The organism is Streptomyces sp. NPDC046915 (assembly GCF_040644935.1).
Lineage (GTDB): Bacteria > Actinomycetota > Actinomycetes > Streptomycetales > Streptomycetaceae > Streptomyces.
Genome location: NZ_JBEYXB010000001.1, coordinates 295,319 through 313,901, shown reverse-complemented (window position 1 = coordinate 313,901; position 18,583 = coordinate 295,319). Strand labels below are relative to the sequence as shown.

Below are 18,583 nucleotides of genomic sequence, written 5' to 3'. Positions count from 1 at the left end.
GCTTGCCGATGCTTTGACGATCCGTTCCATGGACGTTCAACCAGCGGTCCCTGCCTGGGTCGTGTGCTGTGCCTAAGTTCCGTGACCGTTGAGAGAGAAGGGATCCATGGACGCACTCCACGCAGTCCGGGCTCGCGGGATCACCAAGTGTTTCGGCGATGTCGTCGCACTCGACGGCATCGATCTGGATGTGACGCAGGGGCAGATCCACGGCCTCGTCGGACCGAACGGCGCGGGCAAGACGACCCTGCTCGGCCTCCTTCTGGGCCTGGCCGTGGCCGACGGCGGCCGCCTCGAGATCCTGGGTACGCCGGTGGGGCGGGCACTCGCCGCTCCCGACGGTGTCGCCGGCTTCGTGGACGGCCCCGGCCTCTACCCCTCGCTCACCGCCCGGCAGAACCTCGCCGCGCTGGCCGCCCTCCGGGGCAACGACGCACGGACCGCGGGGATCGACGACGTGCTCGACCAGGTCGGGCTCACCGACGTCGCCGACGACCGGACCCGCGGATTCTCCCTCGGCATGCGCCAGCGGCTCGGGCTCGCCGCCGCTCTGCTCACCAAGCCCCGACTGCTCGTGCTCGACGAACCGGCCAACGGCCTCGACCCGGCCGGCAAGAAACACGTACACGGCGTCCTCACCCGGCTCGCGGCGGACGGAACCAGCGTCGTGCTCTCGAGCCACCGCATGGACGACCTCGAGGCACTGTGCTCCGAGGTCACGATCCTGGCCACCGGACGGGTCGTCTTCTCCGGCCCGCTCGGCAAGCTGGCCGCCGAGAACCGTGAACTCGACTACCGGTTGGTCACCTCCGACGCGCGGGCCGCCCGCCAGGTCGCCGGCGGCACGGCCGGGATCCGCGTCGTCGACGACGCCGGGGCACGGGACGACGCCGACAGGCTCGTGGTGCGCGCGCTGGTGCCCGCCCTGGACGAACTGGTGGTGCGGCTCGTCCACGCGGACATCGCGGTGCGCGAGCTCACCCCCGTGGTGTCACCCCTCGAGGCCGCGTTCCTCGCCCTCACCGAGCAGCAGGAGGCCGGTAGATGACCGCGACCACAGTCGACGAGCGTGCCGCTGTCGCCAGTCGTGTCTCGGTGCCGCGCGGCTACCGCTTCGAGTTGGTCAAACTCGTCTCGCAATGGCGGATCCGCCTGCTGGTCCTCGCCTGCTGGATCGCACCGGCACTCTTCGTCGCCGCGGTGAGCCGGCAGAGCACGCTCCCCTCCGACACCCTCTTCGGCCGCTGGATGCACGCCACGGGATGGGCCGGACCGCTGGTGATGCTCGGCTTCGCGGGTACCTGGGCGCTCCCGCTGCTGACCTCGGTGGTCGCCGGTGACGTGTTCGCCTCCGAGGACCGGCTCGGTACCTGGCGCCACCTGCTCGTGGCGGTCCGCTCCCCCCGACGGATCTTCGTGGCGAAGGCGCTGGCCAGCCTCACCGTCATCCTGCTGCTCGTGGCCGGGCTGGCCTGTTCCAGTACGGCCGGCGGGGTCGTGGCGGTCGGCGACCAGCCGCTGGTGGGCCTCGACGGCCATCTGCTGGCGCCGGGGGACGCCGCCGGGAAGGTCCTCCTCGCCTGGGTCTGCGTCCTCGCCCCGACGCTGGCCCTCGCCGGGATCGGACTCCTCGGGTCGGTCGCGCTGGGGCGGTCCCCGATGGGACTGCTGCTGCCCGCGCTCGTCGCGCTCGCGATGCAGGTCGCCCAGATGCTGCCGCTGCCCGTCGCCGTACGCCTCGCCCTGCCCAGCTACGCCTTCATCGCCTGGAACGGCCTGTTCACCAGCCCGACGCAGCCCGGTCCTCTCCTCATCGGCATCGTTGTCAGCCTGGTGTGGGCCGTGCTCGCGACCGCGCTGGCCTATCTGCTCTTCCTGCGGCGCGACTTCACCAACCTGACCTACGACGGCTCCGGGCGCCGCGCGATCACCACCGGACTCCTGCCGCTGGCCGGACTGGTCGCCCTCACGGTCACGGTCGTCGCCGCGGCGACCCCGTCCGTGGGTTCGGGAATCCAGCAGGACAAGGTGCAGCGGTCCGTCGCCACGGCATTCGCCCACCTCTACCGCCTACAGACCGAGCAGCTCCACCGTCCCGCCGTCACCGAGGCGCAGTTGCGGACCACGGCGGCGTGCAACAAGGGCGGCGGACAGCGCGCCGCCGAGGGACCGGGCAACGACTGGCGGTGCGTCGTCTCCTGGCACCTGCCCGGCGTCCAGGTCACCGGGCAGGCCGTCTACCAGCTCGACGTCACCGCCGACGGGCGGTTCGTGGCCGACGGCGACGGACCGAAGGAAGTGAACGGCTACTTCCTGGTGCGGACCCCGGCCGGGGACGCACCGAACCCGCTGTGGCAGTTCGACGGCAACGTCGAACTGATCTCCACCCCCTGATACCCCCTGATCCCCACCCCCCGGCCTTCACCCCTCCCTCGAAGGGACAGCTCCATGCAGGTAACACGGCAGCGTCGGATCAGTGAGAAGGAGCAGTTCAGCTTTCTCGGCAGACATGTCGGTCGCCGGACCTTGCTGGTGTCGGCGGGCATCGCGGTCGCCCTCGCCGTCACGGGCACCGCGGTCGCCTCGACGCACCAGTTCGGCACCCAGCAGGTCGGTCAGGTCACCGATGACGGCCAGGTCGTCTCGGCCGACCAGCACATCGCCCCGTACGGCGACCGCACCGTCATCAACGACGGCAAGATCATGTCGTCCTCGGTCAGCCCGGACGGCACCCATCTCGCCGCCTCGGTCGCCGACGGCGACGCGTCACTGGTCATCATGGACCTGGCGACCGGGCAGGTGAAGCAGAAGGTCGGCACCAACAAGGCGGACGACCTGCGCATCAGCAGCGGCTCCGTCGGCCAGGAAGGCCCGACGTACTCGCCCGACGGCTCGCAGCTGTGGCTGGGCCAGAGCGACGGCTACACCAAGTTCACCGTGAACGCGGACGGCACCCTCTCCAACCCCACGACCGTCTCGATCCCGGCGGACGGCTCCAAGCGCGCACTGGTGGGCGCGGCGGTGTTCTCGGCCGACGGCTCCACGGTGTACTCCGCGGTCAACGGCCAGAACCGGGTGGTCGCCATCGACGCGGCGACCGGAACCGTCAAGCAGAGCTGGGCCGTCGGCAACGCCCCCCGCGGTATCGCCATGGCCGGCGGCAAGCTCTACGTCAGCAACGAGGGCGGGCGTCCGGCCAAGGCCGGCGACACCACGATGAACTCCTACGGCACCCAGGTGCCGGCCAACCCGGACACCGGCGCCGCCACCACCGGCACGGTCAGCGTCATCAACCTGGCGGACCCGTCCGCCGCCGTCGGGAGCATCGACGTCGGTCTGCACCCGACCGCGGTGTACGCCAAGAAGGGCGCGGTGTTCGTCACCAACACCGCCGACAACAACGTGTCGGTCATCAACTCCGCCAAGGACAAGGTCGTGCAGACCATCGCCACCCAGCCGTGGCCGGAGGCGAAGGTCGGCTACGAGCCCGACGCGGTGGCGCTCACCGACGACGGTCACCTGCTGGTGACGCTCGGCCGTGCCAACGCGGTCGCCGTCTACCGCTACACCTCCGCGCAGCAGCCGGCCAGCTATGTCGGCATGCTCCCGACGGACTACTTCCCCGCCGAGATCGCCACCGTGGGCAAGAACGTGGTCGTCTCCAACACCCGTGGCGTAGACGCCCGCCGCCCCGACAGCGCCGGCCACGGCACCCACGACACGACGTCGAGCCTGACGCAGTTCACGCTCCCGGACGACAGTGTCATCAGGGCCCAGACGGCCAAGGTCTTCAAGCAGAACGGCTGGACGCCCGGCTCGGTCAGGACGGCCAACGGCAAGGGCCACGCCAAGCCGGTGCCGGTCCCGGCGCGGCTCGGCGACCCCTCGACGATCAAGCACGTCTTCCTGCTCGTCAAGGAGAACCGGACCTACGACCAGGTCTTCGGTGACCTGCCGCAGGGCAACGGCGACTCCTCGCTCACGCAGTTCGGCGAGAACGTGACGCCCAACCAGCACGCGCTGGCCCAGCAGTTCGGGCTGTACGACAACTTCTACGACGTCGGCACGAACTCCGCCGAGGGCCACAACTGGCTGATGCAGTCGGACAACCCGGAGTACACCGAGTCCTCCGCCGGTGAGTACACCCGCAGCTACGACACCGAGGACGACGTTCTCGGCCACCAGAAGTCCGGCTTCATCTGGAGCGGTGCGCAGGCGGCCGGCCAGTCCGTGAAGGACTACGGCGAGTTCCAGTCGATCGAGAGCAAGCCGGCCGGCGCGACCTGGCAGAACCTGTACTGCGACGCCAAGAACATGGACGCGACGGGGCAGCAGACCGCCTACCCCATCAAGACGGGCTCGGCGATCCCGTCGCTCAACAAGGTGTCGGTGCCCGGCTTCCCGCTGTTCGACCTCGACGTCCCGGACGTCTACAAGTACCAGATCTGGAAGCAGGACTTCGAGAAGAACGGTCCCGCGAACCTGAACATGTTCTGGTTCTCCAACGACCACACCGGCGGTCCGGCGAACGCGTCCGCCGAGGTCGCGGACAACGACCTCGCGGTCGGCAGGATGGTCGACGAGATCTCCCACAGCAAGTACTGGAAGGACTCGGCGATCTTCGTCGTCGAGGACGACTCCCAGAACGGCCTGGACCACATCGACGGCCACCGTGCCCCGGTCCAGATCATCAGCCCGTACGCCAAGCACGGCACTGTCGACGACCACTACTACTCGCAGATCACGATGATGCGCACCATCGAGCAGATCCTCGGGGTCCACCCGATGAACCAGAAGGACAGCGCGGCCACCCCGATGTACCGGGCGTTCACCCCGAAGGCGGACAACACGCCGTTCACGGCGGTGCCCAACCGGACGTCGCTGACCCTCGGCGTCAACCCCCAGCCTTCCTGCGGCTCGGACACCCCGGCGGCCCAGGACACCAAGGCGGCGGCCGCGCCGACCTCCGCTGCGGTGCCGGCCGCCCAGCGGAAGCTCGCGGCGCAGTGGAAGACCTGGGCGTCGCACCAGCGGCTTACCGGCCCGAGCGCCGTGCCCGACTACGCGAACCCCACGCAGATGAACCGCTACACGTGGTACCAGACCCACAACTGGACCAAGCCGTACCCCGGCGACAACAAGGTCTACGCGCCCAACGACGTGCCGGGCGCCTACATCCCGTCACCGGAGTCCGACGGCTGACATGGCCCGCCCCTGAAAAGCCCCTGGCCGGCGTCACCGCCGACCAGGGGCGCCGTCGGCTCAGGCTCTGCCCGGCAGCCGCCAGATCTGGTTCTTCTTGGTGCCCAGTGCACTCGCCGGATCACATGTCCACTGGTGGATCAGGGCCCGCGGCTGGGTGGAGACGCCGGACACGTCGACGCACTTGCCGCTGTGGACGGCGACCAGCTGGTAGTCCTTGCCGTTGCCGAGCGCGCCGACCGGGTCGAGGCACTTGCCGCTCAGCTCGTCGACCACGGTGTAGGTGTTCGCGCGCCCGGCGACCGGCTTGAGGCCAGGTCGTGGCCGCGGCGGCAGGTGCGTTCGCCGCGTTCGCCGAGGCGGTGGCGCCCTGGCGGTCCTCCGGCAACCTCGGCCGCCGAACTCGCGGTCTTCGTCCTTTGGCCGGCGACCGTCGACCCGGCCGGCCTCGTCACCTGGCCCGCCGTGCTCATGCCCAAGCACTGGATGGACAAGGTGTGGAGCTGGGACCACTGCTTCAACGCCCTCGCCCTGGCCCCGGAGCACCGGCGCCGGCCTGGGACCAGTTCTCACTGCCTTTCGACCACCAGGACGAGAGCGGGGCCCTGCCCGACTCCGTCACGCACTCGGAGGTCCTGCGCAACTTCGTCAAACCGCCCATCCACGGCTGGACCCTCACCCGCCTCCGCCGACGCCTCCCCGAACCTCTCAGCCCACGGGAACTCGCGGAGATCTACGGCCGATTGAGCCGCTGGACGGACTACTGGCTCACCGCGGGCCGAGCACCGGGCGCCGCCCTGCCCCACTACCAGCACGGCAACGACAGCGGCTGGGACAATGCGACGACCTTCGATCCCGAACGCTGGAGCCGCACCGCGGAGGCGACGCGGACCGCGATGCTCGACGACCTGTGGACGGGGGAGAGGTTCCTGGCCCGTGGTGTGGAGAGTTCGCGGGCGTGGAGCAGCTCCAGTCTGCTGGAGCTGCTGCCGGTCGTCCTGGGCGCGCACCTGCCGCAGAGTGTCGGCAAGGCTCTGGCCGCCGGGATCAAGGACCACCTGACCCCGTACGGCCTGGCCACCGAACGGCCTGGCCACCGAACGGCCCGCCTCACCGCACTACCGCCCCGACGGCTACTGGCGCGGCCCGGTCTGGGCCCCCGCGACGGTCCTGGTGCGCGGAGAATTTCGACGCCCTCACCGGAACGGGCCTGCGCGACCGGGCCTACACCTGGACCGCCGCCGGCTACCTCCTCCTCGCCGAGGCCGCCTAACGCCGCGATTGAACCTCCTTGCTGTGCGCGACGTATGAGTCACCATGGGTGGCGCTGTGTCACCCGGACCGCGAGCGGTGGCCACGTGTTCCAACACGGCGCCGAGAGGAAAGGGCTGAACAATTTCATCATTATCGAGCCGTCCCGTCAGCAGCGAGCCCGACATGGCCGTCCTGGCACGGCGGACGGACGGGAGGATCGAGGGCGGCGGCGGAATCCATGTGCCGGGTCTTGACGGGCTCCGCGGTGTGGCCGCACTGTACGTGGTCCTTTTTCACTGCTGGCTGCTGGCCTTTCCAGGGTTTCCCAAGAACTCGGGCCCGTCCTGGCTGGGCTGGCTGATGTACGGGCGTCTCGCCGTCGTCTTCTTTCTCGTGCTGTCCGGTTTCTCGCTGGCCATTTCCCCCGCGCGCCACGGCTGGCGGCAGGGAGGTATTGCGCGGTTCCTGCGGCGCCGCGCCTGGCGCATCCTTCCCCCGTACTGGGCCGCACTCGCATTGAGCGTGGTGATCGGTTACTTCGTCGTACCCGCCTCCCATCATGGGCCGCCGAACGTCAGAACCGTTCTCGTGTACGGTCTGGTGGCCCAGGACATGTTCACGGCTCGCACACCGAATGGGGCATTCTGGTCGATCGCCGTGGAGGCGGAGCTGTATCTCGTCTTTCCGCTGCTGCTTCTTGTCCGGCGACGACTGGGTGCGGTACTCCTGATCAGCGGTGTGACCCTACTGGTGGCCTTACGTGGGCTGCTGGCGGAAAACGCATCGCCGATGGAAAGTGACAACTGGCTGGCCCCGAATCTCGCGCCCGTATTCGTCGCCGGTCTGGTCGGCGCGGGAATCATCGTTGCGCGAGAAAAGGTCCGGCGCCTGCCCTGGCATTGGTTCGCCGCTCTGGCCGTCATGCCGGTGATATCGCTCATCGCCGTCCGGGGATCGACCTGGACGATACATCATTACTTCTGGGTTGATCTCGCCATCGCACCCGCCATGACGATGTTCCTGGTGGCGGTCGCCACCGGGCGTCCGGCCTCTGTGATGCGGCTCCTGGCCACCCGGCCCATGCGCAGCCTCGGCAATTTCTCCTACAGCCTTTACCTCATTCATCTTCCGATCGTCATGGTCGTCGTGCGGAAAGTCGCCCCGGAGTACGTGTCGGCCGGACTGCCCACGTTCTGTGTCACCGTGGTCCTGGGGCTGCCCGCCTCGGTCCTGTCGGCCTGGCTGTTCGCAGAGCTCTTCGAGATGCCCTTCAAGCGAAACCGATCCTGGAAGTCCATGCTCTCGGCGGGACGTTCGCGCTGACCGGCCTGTCCCGCCTGCGGTCGGCCCCGCGGCTCGAGAGGAAGGTCACGCCCGGTGGTGCGGTCTTGGCCGTGTCCGCGTCACGCGGTACGGTCTGTCCGATATCGACGACGGCGAGACGGAAGCCGGTGGGAATCCGGCACGGTCGCGCCACTGTATGCCAGGCGCCCTTCGGGGCGTCCGGCAAGTCAGACCCGTGGCCGTCGTCCACTGCACCACCGAGATGGGACGCGAACTCCCAGAGGAGGTACTGCCATGGCGCAGACCGTCGCCCAGCCGACAGCCACCACTCCCGCCGTTCCCGCCACGCTCCCGCTGAAGGCGATAGCCCCCTGGGCGGTCTTCTTCGGCATCCTGATGCTCGTCCTGCTGTACTTCGTCGGCGCCGAGCAGGGCGCCACCTCCGTGCTCAACGGCACGGACGTCCACGAATGGGTGCACGACGCCCGCCACCTGCTCGGCTTCCCCTGCCACTGACGCGAGGGACGCCGCACGCCCATGAATTCCGCAACGGTAAGGAATCTCCTCGTGCGGGGCATGCTCGCCGGCCTGGCCGCCGGCGTGCTCGCTCTGGTCGCCGCCTACCTCCTCGGTGAGCCGAATGTCGACAAGGCGATCAGCTTCGAGGACGCCCACTCCCACGAGCACGAGATGGAGGTCGTCTCCCGCTCCCTCCAGTCCACGGCGGGGCTCGCCACCGGCGTCCTGGTCTACGGGGTCGCCTTCGGCGGCATCGCCGCGCTCGCGTACTGCTTCGCGCTGGGCCGGGTCGGCCGCTTCGGCCCGCGGGCGACGGCGCTGCTGCTGTCCGGCTGCGCGCTGCTCGCCGTGTACGTCGTGCCCTTCCTGAAGTACCCGGCCAATCCGCCGTCCGTCGGTGAGCCCGACACCATCGGCAAGCGGACCACCCTGTACTTCCTGATGATGCTGCTCAGCGTCCTCCTGGCGATCGCCGCCACCATCCTGGGCAAGCGCCTCGCGCCCGGCCTGGGCACCTGGTGGGCGACGGTGGTCGCGGTGGCCGCGTTCGCCGTCGTGATCGGGCTGGCGTACGCGTTCCTGCCGGCCGTCAACGAGGTGCCGAAGGACTTCCCGGCCACCCTGCTGTGGCGGTTCCGCCTGTCCGCACTGGCCGTCCAGACCGTCCTGTGGGGCGGATTCGGCCTGCTCTTCGGCGAGTTGGCCGAGCGGCAGCTGAATCCCAAGCCCGCGGCAGCCTCGTCCGGGCGGACGGTTCCCGCCTCGAACTGAACGCTCCGGGATACGAGAGGGCCCCTCGGAAACCTCCGAGGGGCCCTCTCGCGTCAAGGGGGACGCGCCCGTAGGGTCTCAGCGCGCCGAGACGGTGTCCGACGTGGCCGGCGGCTGCCCGAGCCGCAGATTCCACCGTCCGGCCCGGCCAGTGAGCTCCGTGGCCGTCAGCGGCGGTACGTCCAGCCGCCAGAAGGCGGATGCGGGCAGGCCCAGTACATGAACGACCGCGGCTCGAACGACTTCCGGCTCGACCACGGCGAGCGTACGGCCGTCCGTGTCCCGCACGGCGTCCAGCCAGCGCCCGACCCGCTCGCACACGTCCCGCACCGACTCGCCGCCGTGTGCCGCCCAGCCGGGGTCGGCGAGCCAGTGGCCCACAGCCTCCGGCTCGGCGGCCGCCACCTCGTCAAGGGTGCGGCCTCGCCAGCGGCCCACGTCCAGACCCCGCAACTCCGGCGTCTGGACGACGTCGAGACCGAGTGCCACCGCCGTCTCCCGGCAGCGCGTGCTCGGGGACGTGGCCACCCGGGCCGGCGAGGGCAACGACCCGGCCGCCGAGCGGGCGCGGGCCGCCCCACCGTCGTCCACCGAGTCGCCGTCGTAGAAGCGGGCCTGACGCAGCGACGGGCTCGTCGCGGCCGAGACGAAGGTGACACGGCTGGTCACGTGGCTGCTCCTCCTGCGGTCGGCATGGGACGCGGATCGCCTGCCTCGGTCGCGAACATAACAGGGAGGTGCCCTATCGCGCGCCGGCGGGTGTGACGAGGAGGCCACCGACGATGGTGCGGGTGGGGTTCAGGTCGCGCAGGGCGTCGGCGGGGCAGTGGGCGGGGTCCTGGTCCCAGATGGTGAGGTCGGCGAAGCGGCCGGGGGCGAGGGTGCCGCGCAGGTTCCCCTCGCCCGTCAGCCGGGCGGCGTTGACGGTGTGCAGGGCGAGGGCCTCTTCGTAGGTGATGGCGTGCTCGGGGCCCCGGACACCGATGACCGTCTGCCGGGTGGTCATGCCCCAGACGGAGCGCATGGCCCCGAACTGGCCGACGGGGAAGTCGGATCCGGCGCTGACCTGCGCGCCCAGGTCGACCCAGCCTCGGGCGGGGAAGAGCCGGGCGACGCGCTCCGGGCCCCAGAAGCCCTCTTCCACCTCGGCGGTGTCGTGCAGCAGCGGCTGCTGGATGGTGACGGGGATGCCCAGGGCCACGGCGCGGGCGCGCTGTTCGGGGCCGGCCAGGCCGCCGTGCTCCATCACCAGCGTCCCGGCGGGCAGGCCCGGGTTGCGCTGGAGGACACGTTCGTAGACGTCCAGAAGCATGCGGACCGCGCGGTCGCCGTAGGCGTGCGTACCGACCCGCCAGCCGCGCCGGACCACGGCCTCGACGGCCTCGGCCAGCGCGTCGGGCTCCCAGATCAGCGTTCCGGAGAAGGCGGGGTCACAGGCGTACGGCTCCTCGGTGGCCCCGGCCTCGAGACCGCCGTCGAGGCCGAACTTCACCCCCCACACCCGCAGCCACGGGTCGGCGTCGTAACGCCGGTCCTCCATCGCGTCGAGCAGGTCCTCCACCTGGGCCGCGCTGGTCATTCCGAGGGCCGAGACCAGGACACGGACCCGGGTGCTCAGCGCGCCGGCCTCGCGGGCGGCCAGCAGCGCCGTGTAGTCGTCGAGGGAGACCGCGCAGTCGCGCACGGTGCCGATGCCGGTGGCGGCGTACTGGCTGCCGGCCAGACGCAGTCCGTCGATGCGCTGGGCCAGGTCCGGGGCCGGGAACAGACGCTCCACCAGGCCCAGCGCGTTGTCGATCAGCCTGCCGTCGAGCCTGCCGTCGGCGTCGCGGCCGATGACTCCGCCCGGCGGCACGGGGGTGTCCTCGGTGATGCCCGCCAGGCGCAGCGCGTGGGTGTTGACGACGTCGTTGTGGCCGCCGCGCTTGACCAGGACCGGGTGCCGGTCGGTGGCCTGGTCCAGTTCGGCGGCGGTGGGCAGGCGCCGCTCGGCCAGGTTGAGCTCCTGCCAGTTGGTGGTGGTGCGGATCCACTCGCCCTCGGGGGTGCTCTTGGCCCGTTGCCGGATCAGGTCCAGGAATTCGGGGATGGTGCGGGCCTGGTGGACGGGGACGTCGTGCGCGCCGAGCGCCGCGTAGATCAGATGGGTGTGGGTGTCGTCGAACGCCGGCAGCACCGTGGCGCCGGGCAGGTCCTGGACCCTGGTGCGCGAGCTCACCAAGTCGTCGAGACCGTTCGGGTCGGGCGAGAGGGCCGCGATGCGGTCACCGCGCACGGCCAGCGCCCGCTGCGGGGCCTGGCCGGGCACCAGTGTGTGCACCGCGTCGGCCCGGATCACCAGATCGGCTGCGTGATCAGTCATGGCCTTCTCCACCGCCTGGAAGTCGTCGTCGGCTGACAAGACCTTTGTAGGGACTTTCCGCTGATTGACTTCCATTTCGATGGCAGCATCGCAGGAAGTACGCCAACGATCCGGTCCATCATGCCGATCATGCGTCAAACCCTCGACGAGATGTATCCGCGTCAGTTCAGCTTCGACACCTGATAGTGGGCGATGCGCCACTGGTCGACGACGTGCCTGAGGACCACGCTGAGAGTGACTTCGATCGTCGGCCGGTCGGTGAAGGAGAAGTCGACACCCAGGTAGCCGAGCAGGACGTCCTCGGCCAACTGCCGCGTCTGCAGTACCTCGTAGTCCGCCGTCAGGCCGAGAGGCTGGGAGTCGTAGTAGTCGGCGACTCCCTGGCGGCCGACGGTGTAGGGGTGAAGCCCCTGGAAGACGGCGTCCTCGGTGAAGAGGGAGGCGACCTGCTGCGGTTCGTGTGCGTCGACCGCGGACTTCCAGCCGTCCATGACGCCACGCAGGATCGCTTCCTGCGTGGCGCTGCTGCCCAGCAGGGGCGGGTTCGGGTCGTTGGGGTGCGACTGAAGGGCGGTGACCACCGCGGTCATCCAGGGCCACAGAGGCAGGGTTCCGAGGACCTTCTCGCGTAGGTCCGCCTCGTCGTCGGCGCGCCACACTCCGATGCTGCGGAGCTCGCCCACCGGGCGCCACAGCCGGACCAGCTGACCGGCCGCGGCGAGCTCCCTGGCCCGGGCGGCCTCGTCGGCGCGGCGCCTGCCGACCTCGGCGGAGTCGGTGCCCTCGGGCACGGTCGTGGTGAGCTCGACCAGGAACTCCTTCATGGTCTCTTCCTCTCTGGGATGTGACTGGGGTGCGGGCTGCATCGCTTTCCATGGGGACACGATCCTGCTCGGTGCGCATCCGAACGCCGGACGCGGTCACCCGGCGTCGGCAAGTCGTGTGGGAATATCCGACGGTCAGCAGCGCCACGGCGCCCAGCTCGAGGGCCAAGTGCTGTTCGCCAAGCTCTACGACGACACCCGGCACCTCGAAGCCCTGTGGGAGAACTGCCTGTCGCTGATCGCCGCATGCCGTCCCGACACGGCGGCCGTGAATGCCTCCCTTGGTGAAGTCGACGCCCAAGTCGATCAGTTCGTCCTCCAGCAGCCATCGGGCCTTCGGCCCCAGCCCGACCGCTTCCTCTTCCTCGTTGGTGAACGCGGTGACCCGGTACCCGGCGAAGGGTGACACCCCATGGATCCTGGTCGCCAGCAGTGCGGCCGGTGCGTGGCAGACAATGGCGAGGGGCTTGCCGGAGGCGAGGGCCGCGGTCAGCAACCGGCCGGCGTCCGCGTTGACGCACAGGTCTTCCATGGGGCGGCGGAGCGGATGATCGCCTGCACACGGTCATGAGTCGCGCTGGGATCAGGTGTTCGACGTCAGCAAGCAGGAGTCCGCTGAGCGGGGCCAGCCGGTCGAGCAGGAACAGGGTGCGCAGGTCGTCCAGGACGGCGCGGGTACCCGGGTCGGTGACCCGGGCGCAGGCCGCGGCGAGGGTCGGTGGCCTGGCCCACCGTGTACGTCTCGACCAGGGCAAGGGCTGCGGCGGAGGCGTGGTTCCAGCGCCCCAGTGCATCGCCCGTGCCGCCGCGGACGTCCCGGCGCGCGGTCAGGTGCCAGTGGCGCTCGGCCGCGGCCAGCGCGCGGCGCAGAAAGGTGCGGTCGGTCAGGGACTTCTGGCCGGCCGCCGGCGTCGCCGGTTCCGGGGCGGCTACGTGGCCGAAGATCATCTCGGCTCCGGCCTTGCACCAGACGGCCAGGTTGTCGCCCTCGGCAGTGATGGCTCCGTCGGCGTTGGCGGTGAACTCGGCCAGGCCGTTCACCGGAAACAGCGCGCGGGCGCCGCAACGTTCGCGGCTCTCGATCGTGATGTCGCGGGCCTGCCAGGTGATCCAGCGTTCGGTGACGGTCCCGTGCAGGAACGTCATGGCGTACGCGGTGGCGGTGCAGGCGAGCAGCCGGGCGAGATGGCTGCGGTGCGCGGCCGGCGGGACGCGCTCTCCGGCCACCGGCCCCGAGATGTGTCGCAGATACACGTAACGCACCGCGATCGCCGGCGCCGCGCGGCTGCCTACCAGGGTGCTCGCACTCATGCACAACTTGCCGACCGTCACCCGGCGGATGGCGTGCAGGAACCGTTTGCGCGGGCTGCCCACGCCGCTGGGTGCTCGCCCTGGAGGAGTGCGGTTCGAGGCAGGCGTACGTGCCCGGTCGCCGACCAGCACCCGGGCCGCGACCACCGCGCTCTTCGGCCCGCCCGCGGGGCTGGTGTTGGGCAAGTATGTCCGCGCGCCCTCGTGCGGGGTGTGCAGCACGAACTCTCGTGCTCGGTGCACAGGAAGGTCCCGGTGGCTGCCAGTGGGGCGAATCCGGCCGGGTCGCGTGCGGGCGGCACGTGGTCGTCGAGGAGGCTGCCGAGGAAGAGGTTGTAGTGGATGCCGGCCACGGTGGCCGTGGCCCCGTCCACCACCGATGCCCACTCGTGCAGGGCGGCCAGCGCGCGCGGGCCACGGGCCAGACCCTGTACGCACAGCACATCCTCGTTCAGGGCCCGCAGACGGTCGTACGACTGCTGCCACCGCTCCTCGACACACAGGTCGGTGCGGTGGCGGAACAGGTCGGCCGAAATCGCCTTGCGCCACGCGGCGTGCAGGTCGGTCCCCGAGGCGCCGTCCCAGAACCCGAACGACCCGGGCGCTATACAGAAGCCACGACTGGGCCGGACATGACCTCGGGAGGGTTGGGAAGCAGCGGCGCGAGGTTGTCCCGTACGAAGACCGCCGCCTTCTTGATCGATTCGTCGGCCCCCGCCTCGTTCTCGAAGACGCTGGTCGAGACCATGACTCCGTTGCCGGCGTCGACCCAGTAGTAGGCCAGGAGACCGGGGATCTGACGCATGAGCGGCACGAACCCCTCGTTCACCCGACGTGCCGCCTCGGCCGGGTCGGTCACCCCTGAGTACCTTCTGATGGCTGCGTACACGGCTGATCTCCTCACGAGTACGGGGTATCTGCTCCGCAGACGCCCTACCCCTGTGTGGTGTGCTCCGCCCGCGAGTCGTCCGGCAATCACCGGAAGAGCTGGCCGGTCGGTGCTCCGAATGGCGGTCGGGTCAGAGGATGAGCAGCAGTGTGGCCACGGTGGTGAAGCCGGCGCACACGGCGAGCACCATGCCCACGCAGCGCCGCCGCAGCGCCTGGTAGCGGCGCTCGTACTCGCCGCGCAGCGACACGCACCGGGCCGCGACCCGTTCGAGGTCCGCACGGGCGCGGTGCAGACTGTCGGCGACGTACCGCCGCTCGACGTCCTCACGTTGCGCCGTCGTCAGCCATTCCAGGGGGCGGGTGAACTCCCGCGCCCGCTGCTCCGCTTCGGCGATCCTGGCCTGCCACAGCAGGTATCCCTCCACCTCGTTGCCGAGGTCCCCGCCCGTTCCGGGCTGCGGCTGCGGCGGACCGCTCACCCGTGCCCTCGGTCGGTCGTGGCCCGGACCACGTCGGCCTCCTGCTCCGTCATCGCGATGTCGGGGTGGTGCAGGTCGAACGCCGGGGACTCGCTGCGGATGCGCGGCAGCGTGACGAAGTTGTGGCGCGGCGGTGGGCACGAGGTCGCCCATTCGAGCGAACGGCCGTAGCCCCACGGGTCGTCTACGCCGACCGGCTTGCCGTACCTGGCCGTCTTCCACACGTTGTACAGGAACGGCAGGATCGACAGGCCGAGCAGGAACGAACCGATCGTCGAGACCGTGTTCAGGGTGGTGAAGCCGTCGGCCGCGAGGTAGTCGGCGTACCGGCGCGGCATCCCTTCGACGCCCAGCCAGTGCTGGACCAGGAACGTGGTGTGGAAGCCGATGAACAGCGTCCAGAAGGTGATCTTGCCGAGGCGCTCGTCCAGCATCCTGCCGGTGAACTTCGGCCACCAGAAGTGGAATCCGGCGAACATCGCGAACACGACCGTACCGAAGACGACGTAGTGGAAGTGGGCCACCACGAAGTAGGAGTCGGACACCTCGAAGTCCATCGGAGGTGAGGCCAGGATGACGCCGGTCAGACCGCCGAAGAGGAACGTGACGAGGAAGCCGGCCGCCCACAGCATCGGCGTCTCGAAGGAGAGACTGCCCTTCCACATCGTGCCGATCCAGTTGAAGAACTTCACACCGGTGGGTACGGCGATCAGGAAGGTCATGAAGGAGAAGAACGGCAGCAGCACCGCACCGGTGACGAACATGTGGTGCGCCCACACGGTGATGGACAGACCGGCGATCGAGATGGTCGCGGCGACGAGACCCATGAAGCCGAAGATCGGCTTGCGGGCGAAGACCGGGATGATCTCCGTGATGATGCCGAAGAACGGCAGGGCGATGATGTACACCTCTGGATGGCCGAAGAACCAGAAGAGGTGTTGCCAGAGGATCGGGCCGCCGTTGGCGGCGTCGTAGACGTGGGCGCCGAACTTGCGGTCCGCCTCCAGAGCGAAGAGCGCGGCGGCCAGGATCGGGAAGACCATCAGAGCCAGGACACTGGTCAGCAGGACGTTCCAGGTGAAGATCGGCATGCGGAACATGGTCATGCCGGGCGCGCGCAGGCAGATGACCGTGGTGATGAAGTTGACGGCGCCGAGGATCGTGCCGAAGCCGGAGAATGCCAGGCCCATGATCCACATGTCGGCGCCGACGCCCGGGGTGCGGACCGCGTCCGACAGCGGGGCGTAGGCGAACCAGCCGAAGTCGGCCGCCCCGTCCGGGGTGAGGAAGCCGCCGACGGCGATGGACGAGCCGAAGAGGTACAGCCAGTAGGCGAGCATGTTCAGCCGGGGGAACGCCACGTCGGGAGAGCCGATCTGGAGCGGCATGATCCAGTTCGTGAATCCGGCGAACAGCGGTGTCGCGAACATCAGCAGCATGATCGTGCCGTGCATCGTGAACGCCTGGTTGAACTGCGTGTTCGAGATGATCTGAAGGCCCGGCCGGGCCAGCTCGGCGCGCATGAGCAGCGCCATGACACCGCCGATGAGGAAGAACGCGAACGACGTCGTCAGATACAGCGTGCCGATCGTCTTGTGGTCGGTGGTCGTCAGCCACTTCACCACGACATTGCCGGGTTGCCTGCGCCGCACCGGCAGCTCGTTCTCGTACGAGTCCTCAGCCGTCGGGGCACCCTGGGGTTCGTTGAGGATGCTCACAACTCGTCCGTCTCCCACTACTCGCCGCCCGGCGGCGCTTGGCGTCAGTCACCGGCCATCCTGGCCGTACGGGAGCCGGACGCAGTACCCGGATCGGCCGCCGTGCGGCCGATCGAATGACGGATACCCCCAAATGGAGCTGCGTGCGGGAGCCCGCCCGGCTCCCTCACGCCGGGCCGAGCGTCACCGTCGTCGTGACCCGGGTCATCGTGGGCTTCCGCGGCACCGAGCCGAATCCGAAGCGCACGGGCGGTTCGACGGGCGCGGCCGCACCGAGGTCCTGGCCCTCGAACACCGCGGACATCGCGCGGATCGGGCGCAGGTCCTGTGCGCCGTACGACTCGCGGCGCCCGGCACCGGCGCTTCCGCGGGTGCGCACGCCGCGCAGCAGTACGCGGGCGGGCCGGTCCGTCAGCGCGCACCAGGCCGGACGGCGGGCGAGGGCGCCGGGAACGGCACACAACAGCAGCCCGAGGAGCCCTCTGCGGCCGGTGGTGAAGCGCAGACCGAGCGACCCCGCGGTGACGATCCACACGCCGTCCTTGACGCGCACGTCGACCGGGACGACACGTACGGTGTCGAAGACGTAGGTGCCGCTGATGAAGTCGGCCGTCTTCGGCGTCGGGGCGAGCAGCATCCGGGTTCCGTCGGCCCGTTCGAGCATCACGTCGCCGAACGGGCCGAACGGTGAATGCAGCCAGGCACCGAGCACGATGCGGGTCCCCGAGGCCGTGCCCATGCCCGCGATCCAGCCGTCGAAGCGCAGCCGGGTCACGGCGTGGTGCTTTCGCCGCCGATGAGGTCGGCGACTGCCCGCAGTCCGCCTTCACGGAGGGCGGCGCGCTGCCGGTCGGCCCCGGTTCCGTGCTGCAAGAGCCGGTGCATCAAGGCCGTGACCTGCCGGGTGTCGCCAGCTGTGTCGAGTGCGGGAGTGATGTGCCGCTGAAGCTCGTACAACACGTCGCCGGCCCGGCGCCGGCCACCACCAGGATCGATCAGGGTGTTGCTCAGACCGTGGCGGGCCGCGTGCCACATGGCGGCCTGGAGCAGCTCCGGGGCGCAGTCCGGAACGGGAGCCTCCACCGTCGCGTCCGCGAGGGCGATCTCCGCGAGGGCCCGCACGATCCCGGCGAACATGACCGCCTGATCCGCGCGCAGCTGGACGTCCAGGCACCGCACTTCGAGAGTGGGGTACCGATCCGACAGGCGGGCCTGCCAGTACAGCTGACCGGTGTCGGAGATCAGGCCGCTCTCCAGGAGCTGAAGCACTCGTCGGTCGTAGTCCGCGGCGTCCCGGAACAGCGGAGGCACGCCGCTCACCGGCCAGCGGTTGAAGATCACCGTGCGCCAGCTGGCGAAGCCGGTGTCGTGACCGTCCCACAGCGGCGAGTTCGCCGACATCGCCGTCAGCGTCGGCAGCCAGACCCGGATCCGGTTGAGGACCTTCACACCGGCCTCACGGCTGGGCACGGCGACGTGCACGTGCATGCCGTTGACCAGCTGCTCCACCACCAGCTGCGGCGCCTGCACGGCCATGGCCCGGTAACGGGCCCGGTCGGTGACGGCCACCGGCCGGCCGTGGCGCAGCGGTGGTGTCCCACAGGCCGCGATGCGGCACCCGTGTGCCTCGGCGGCCGCCCCGACGGCGTGCCGCAGGCGCAGCAGATGCCCGCCGACCTCCTCCAAGGTGACGCACACCGGCGTGGCCACCTCGACCTGCGCCTGAAGCAGCTCGCACTGCACCTCCCGGTCGGCCGCGACGGACGCCACGCCGGCGTCGACGCGCACCTTGTCCGCCCGCGCCACGGGCAGGCCCGTGACCTCGTCGAGCAGCAGGTACTCCTCTTCCACACCGATCGTCGTCATCGGTCACCCTCTGTTCCGCACCTCCGGAAGGGGTGCACACCTGTCGGACGATCCGAGTGCCGCGCCCGTTTCATGGCAAAACCTGCCTAAAGGTCGGATGCC

The 18,583-nt window shown here is 69.9% G+C and carries 16 protein-coding genes, 3 pseudogenes and 1 riboswitch; of the genes and pseudogenes, 8 read left to right on the top strand and 11 right to left on the bottom strand.

All coding sequences use genetic code 11. The features are described 5' to 3' along the window. Positions 1-106 precede the first annotated feature (106 nt). From ABZ915_RS01335 to ABZ915_RS01325, 3 genes are read left to right on the top strand one after another with little or no spacing between them, the layout of a single operon-like run. Positions 107-1,048, top strand: a complete 942-nt coding sequence (locus ABZ915_RS01335; protein ID WP_361793853.1) for an ABC transporter ATP-binding protein — start codon at positions 107-109, stop codon at positions 1,046-1,048. Beyond that, complete coding sequence (locus ABZ915_RS01330; protein WP_361793850.1) at positions 1,045-2,394, top strand: ABC transporter permease; 1,350 nt, start codon at positions 1,045-1,047, stop codon at positions 2,392-2,394. The genes ABZ915_RS01335 and ABZ915_RS01330 overlap by 4 nt, the downstream gene beginning before the upstream one ends. Before the next feature lie 54 nt (positions 2,395-2,448). Continuing rightward, a complete protein-coding gene (locus tag ABZ915_RS01325; RefSeq protein WP_361793847.1) occupies positions 2,449-5,202 on the top strand; it encodes an alkaline phosphatase family protein in 2,754 nt (917 codons plus the stop codon). 60 nt (positions 5,203-5,262) lie between these two features. On the opposite strand, the gene ABZ915_RS01320 is transcribed toward ABZ915_RS01325, so the two are convergent. Continuing rightward, on the bottom strand, positions 5,263-5,478 hold the full coding sequence (locus ABZ915_RS01320) for an RICIN domain-containing protein (RefSeq protein ID WP_361793844.1): 216 nt from the start codon (positions 5,476-5,478) through the stop codon (positions 5,263-5,265). Between the two features lie 35 nt (positions 5,479-5,513). Between ABZ915_RS01320 and ABZ915_RS01315 the strand changes: the two are divergent. The 4 genes and pseudogenes from ABZ915_RS01315 to ABZ915_RS01300 all read left to right on the top strand — a co-directional run. Next, positions 5,514-6,475: pseudogene (locus ABZ915_RS01315) on the top strand (glycogen debranching protein); the annotation flags it as partial. Between the two features lie 164 nt (positions 6,476-6,639). Next, positions 6,640-7,779 (top strand): acyltransferase, encoded by a 1,140-nt coding sequence (locus ABZ915_RS01310; RefSeq protein ID WP_361793841.1) that lies wholly within the window; start codon positions 6,640-6,642, stop codon positions 7,777-7,779. Between the two features lie 74 nt (positions 7,780-7,853). Further along, positions 7,854-7,998, top strand: a riboswitch (cobalamin riboswitch). 36 nt (positions 7,999-8,034) lie between these two features. Next, positions 8,035-8,256, top strand: a complete 222-nt coding sequence (locus ABZ915_RS01305; protein ID WP_361793838.1) for a CbtB-domain containing protein — start codon at positions 8,035-8,037, stop codon at positions 8,254-8,256. 21 nt (positions 8,257-8,277) lie between these two features. After that, positions 8,278-9,030, top strand: a complete 753-nt coding sequence (locus ABZ915_RS01300; RefSeq protein WP_361793835.1) for a CbtA family protein — start codon at positions 8,278-8,280, stop codon at positions 9,028-9,030. A gap of 78 nt (positions 9,031-9,108) precedes the next feature. Here ABZ915_RS01300 and ABZ915_RS01295 read toward each other — a convergent pair whose 3' ends face one another. The 4 genes and pseudogenes from ABZ915_RS01295 to ABZ915_RS01280 form a co-directional block, all read right to left on the bottom strand. Further along, positions 9,109-9,699, bottom strand: coding sequence for a histidine phosphatase family protein (locus ABZ915_RS01295; protein ID WP_361793832.1), 591 nt, complete (start codon positions 9,697-9,699; stop codon positions 9,109-9,111). A 73-nt stretch (positions 9,700-9,772) separates the two neighbouring features. Further along, positions 9,773-11,392, bottom strand: a complete 1,620-nt coding sequence (locus ABZ915_RS01290; protein WP_361793829.1) for an amidohydrolase — start codon at positions 11,390-11,392, stop codon at positions 9,773-9,775. Between the two features lie 161 nt (positions 11,393-11,553). After that, on the bottom strand, positions 11,554-11,883 hold the full coding sequence (locus ABZ915_RS01285; protein ID WP_361795744.1) for an SgcJ/EcaC family oxidoreductase: 330 nt from the start codon (positions 11,881-11,883) through the stop codon (positions 11,554-11,556). 54 nt (positions 11,884-11,937) lie between these two features. Beyond that, positions 11,938-12,216, bottom strand: a pseudogene (locus tag ABZ915_RS01280) (muconolactone Delta-isomerase family protein); the annotation flags it as partial. 151 nt (positions 12,217-12,367) lie between these two features. Between ABZ915_RS01280 and ABZ915_RS01275 the strand changes: the two are divergent. Continuing rightward, positions 12,368-12,463: pseudogene (locus ABZ915_RS01275) on the top strand (TetR/AcrR family transcriptional regulator); the annotation flags it as partial. Between the two features lie 350 nt (positions 12,464-12,813). On the opposite strand, the gene ABZ915_RS01270 reads toward ABZ915_RS01275, so the two are convergent. From ABZ915_RS01270 to ABZ915_RS01245, 6 genes are all read right to left on the bottom strand, one after another. After that, positions 12,814-13,770 (bottom strand): hypothetical protein, encoded by a 957-nt coding sequence (locus ABZ915_RS01270; protein ID WP_361793826.1) that lies wholly within the window; start codon positions 13,768-13,770, stop codon positions 12,814-12,816. Between the two features lie 361 nt (positions 13,771-14,131). Next, positions 14,132-14,386, bottom strand: coding sequence for a hypothetical protein (locus ABZ915_RS01265; protein WP_361793823.1), 255 nt, complete (start codon positions 14,384-14,386; stop codon positions 14,132-14,134). A gap of 160 nt (positions 14,387-14,546) precedes the next feature. Beyond that, positions 14,547-14,897 (bottom strand): cytochrome C oxidase subunit I, encoded by a 351-nt coding sequence (locus ABZ915_RS01260; protein ID WP_361793820.1) that lies wholly within the window; start codon positions 14,895-14,897, stop codon positions 14,547-14,549. Beyond that, on the bottom strand, positions 14,894-16,615 hold the full coding sequence (gene ctaD / locus ABZ915_RS01255) for a cytochrome c oxidase subunit I (RefSeq protein ID WP_361793817.1): 1,722 nt from the start codon (positions 16,613-16,615) through the stop codon (positions 14,894-14,896). The genes ABZ915_RS01260 and ctaD overlap by 4 nt, the downstream gene beginning before the upstream one ends. 166 nt (positions 16,616-16,781) lie before the next feature. Next, a complete protein-coding gene (locus ABZ915_RS01250; RefSeq protein ID WP_361795742.1) occupies positions 16,782-17,354 on the bottom strand; it encodes a hypothetical protein in 573 nt (190 codons plus the stop codon). 32 nt (positions 17,355-17,386) lie between these two features. Then, positions 17,387-18,481: a glutamate--cysteine ligase gene (locus ABZ915_RS01245; protein ID WP_361793814.1), complete on the bottom strand. Its 1,095-nt coding sequence runs from the start codon at positions 18,479-18,481 to the stop codon at positions 17,387-17,389. Positions 18,482-18,583: the final 102 nt, after the last annotated feature.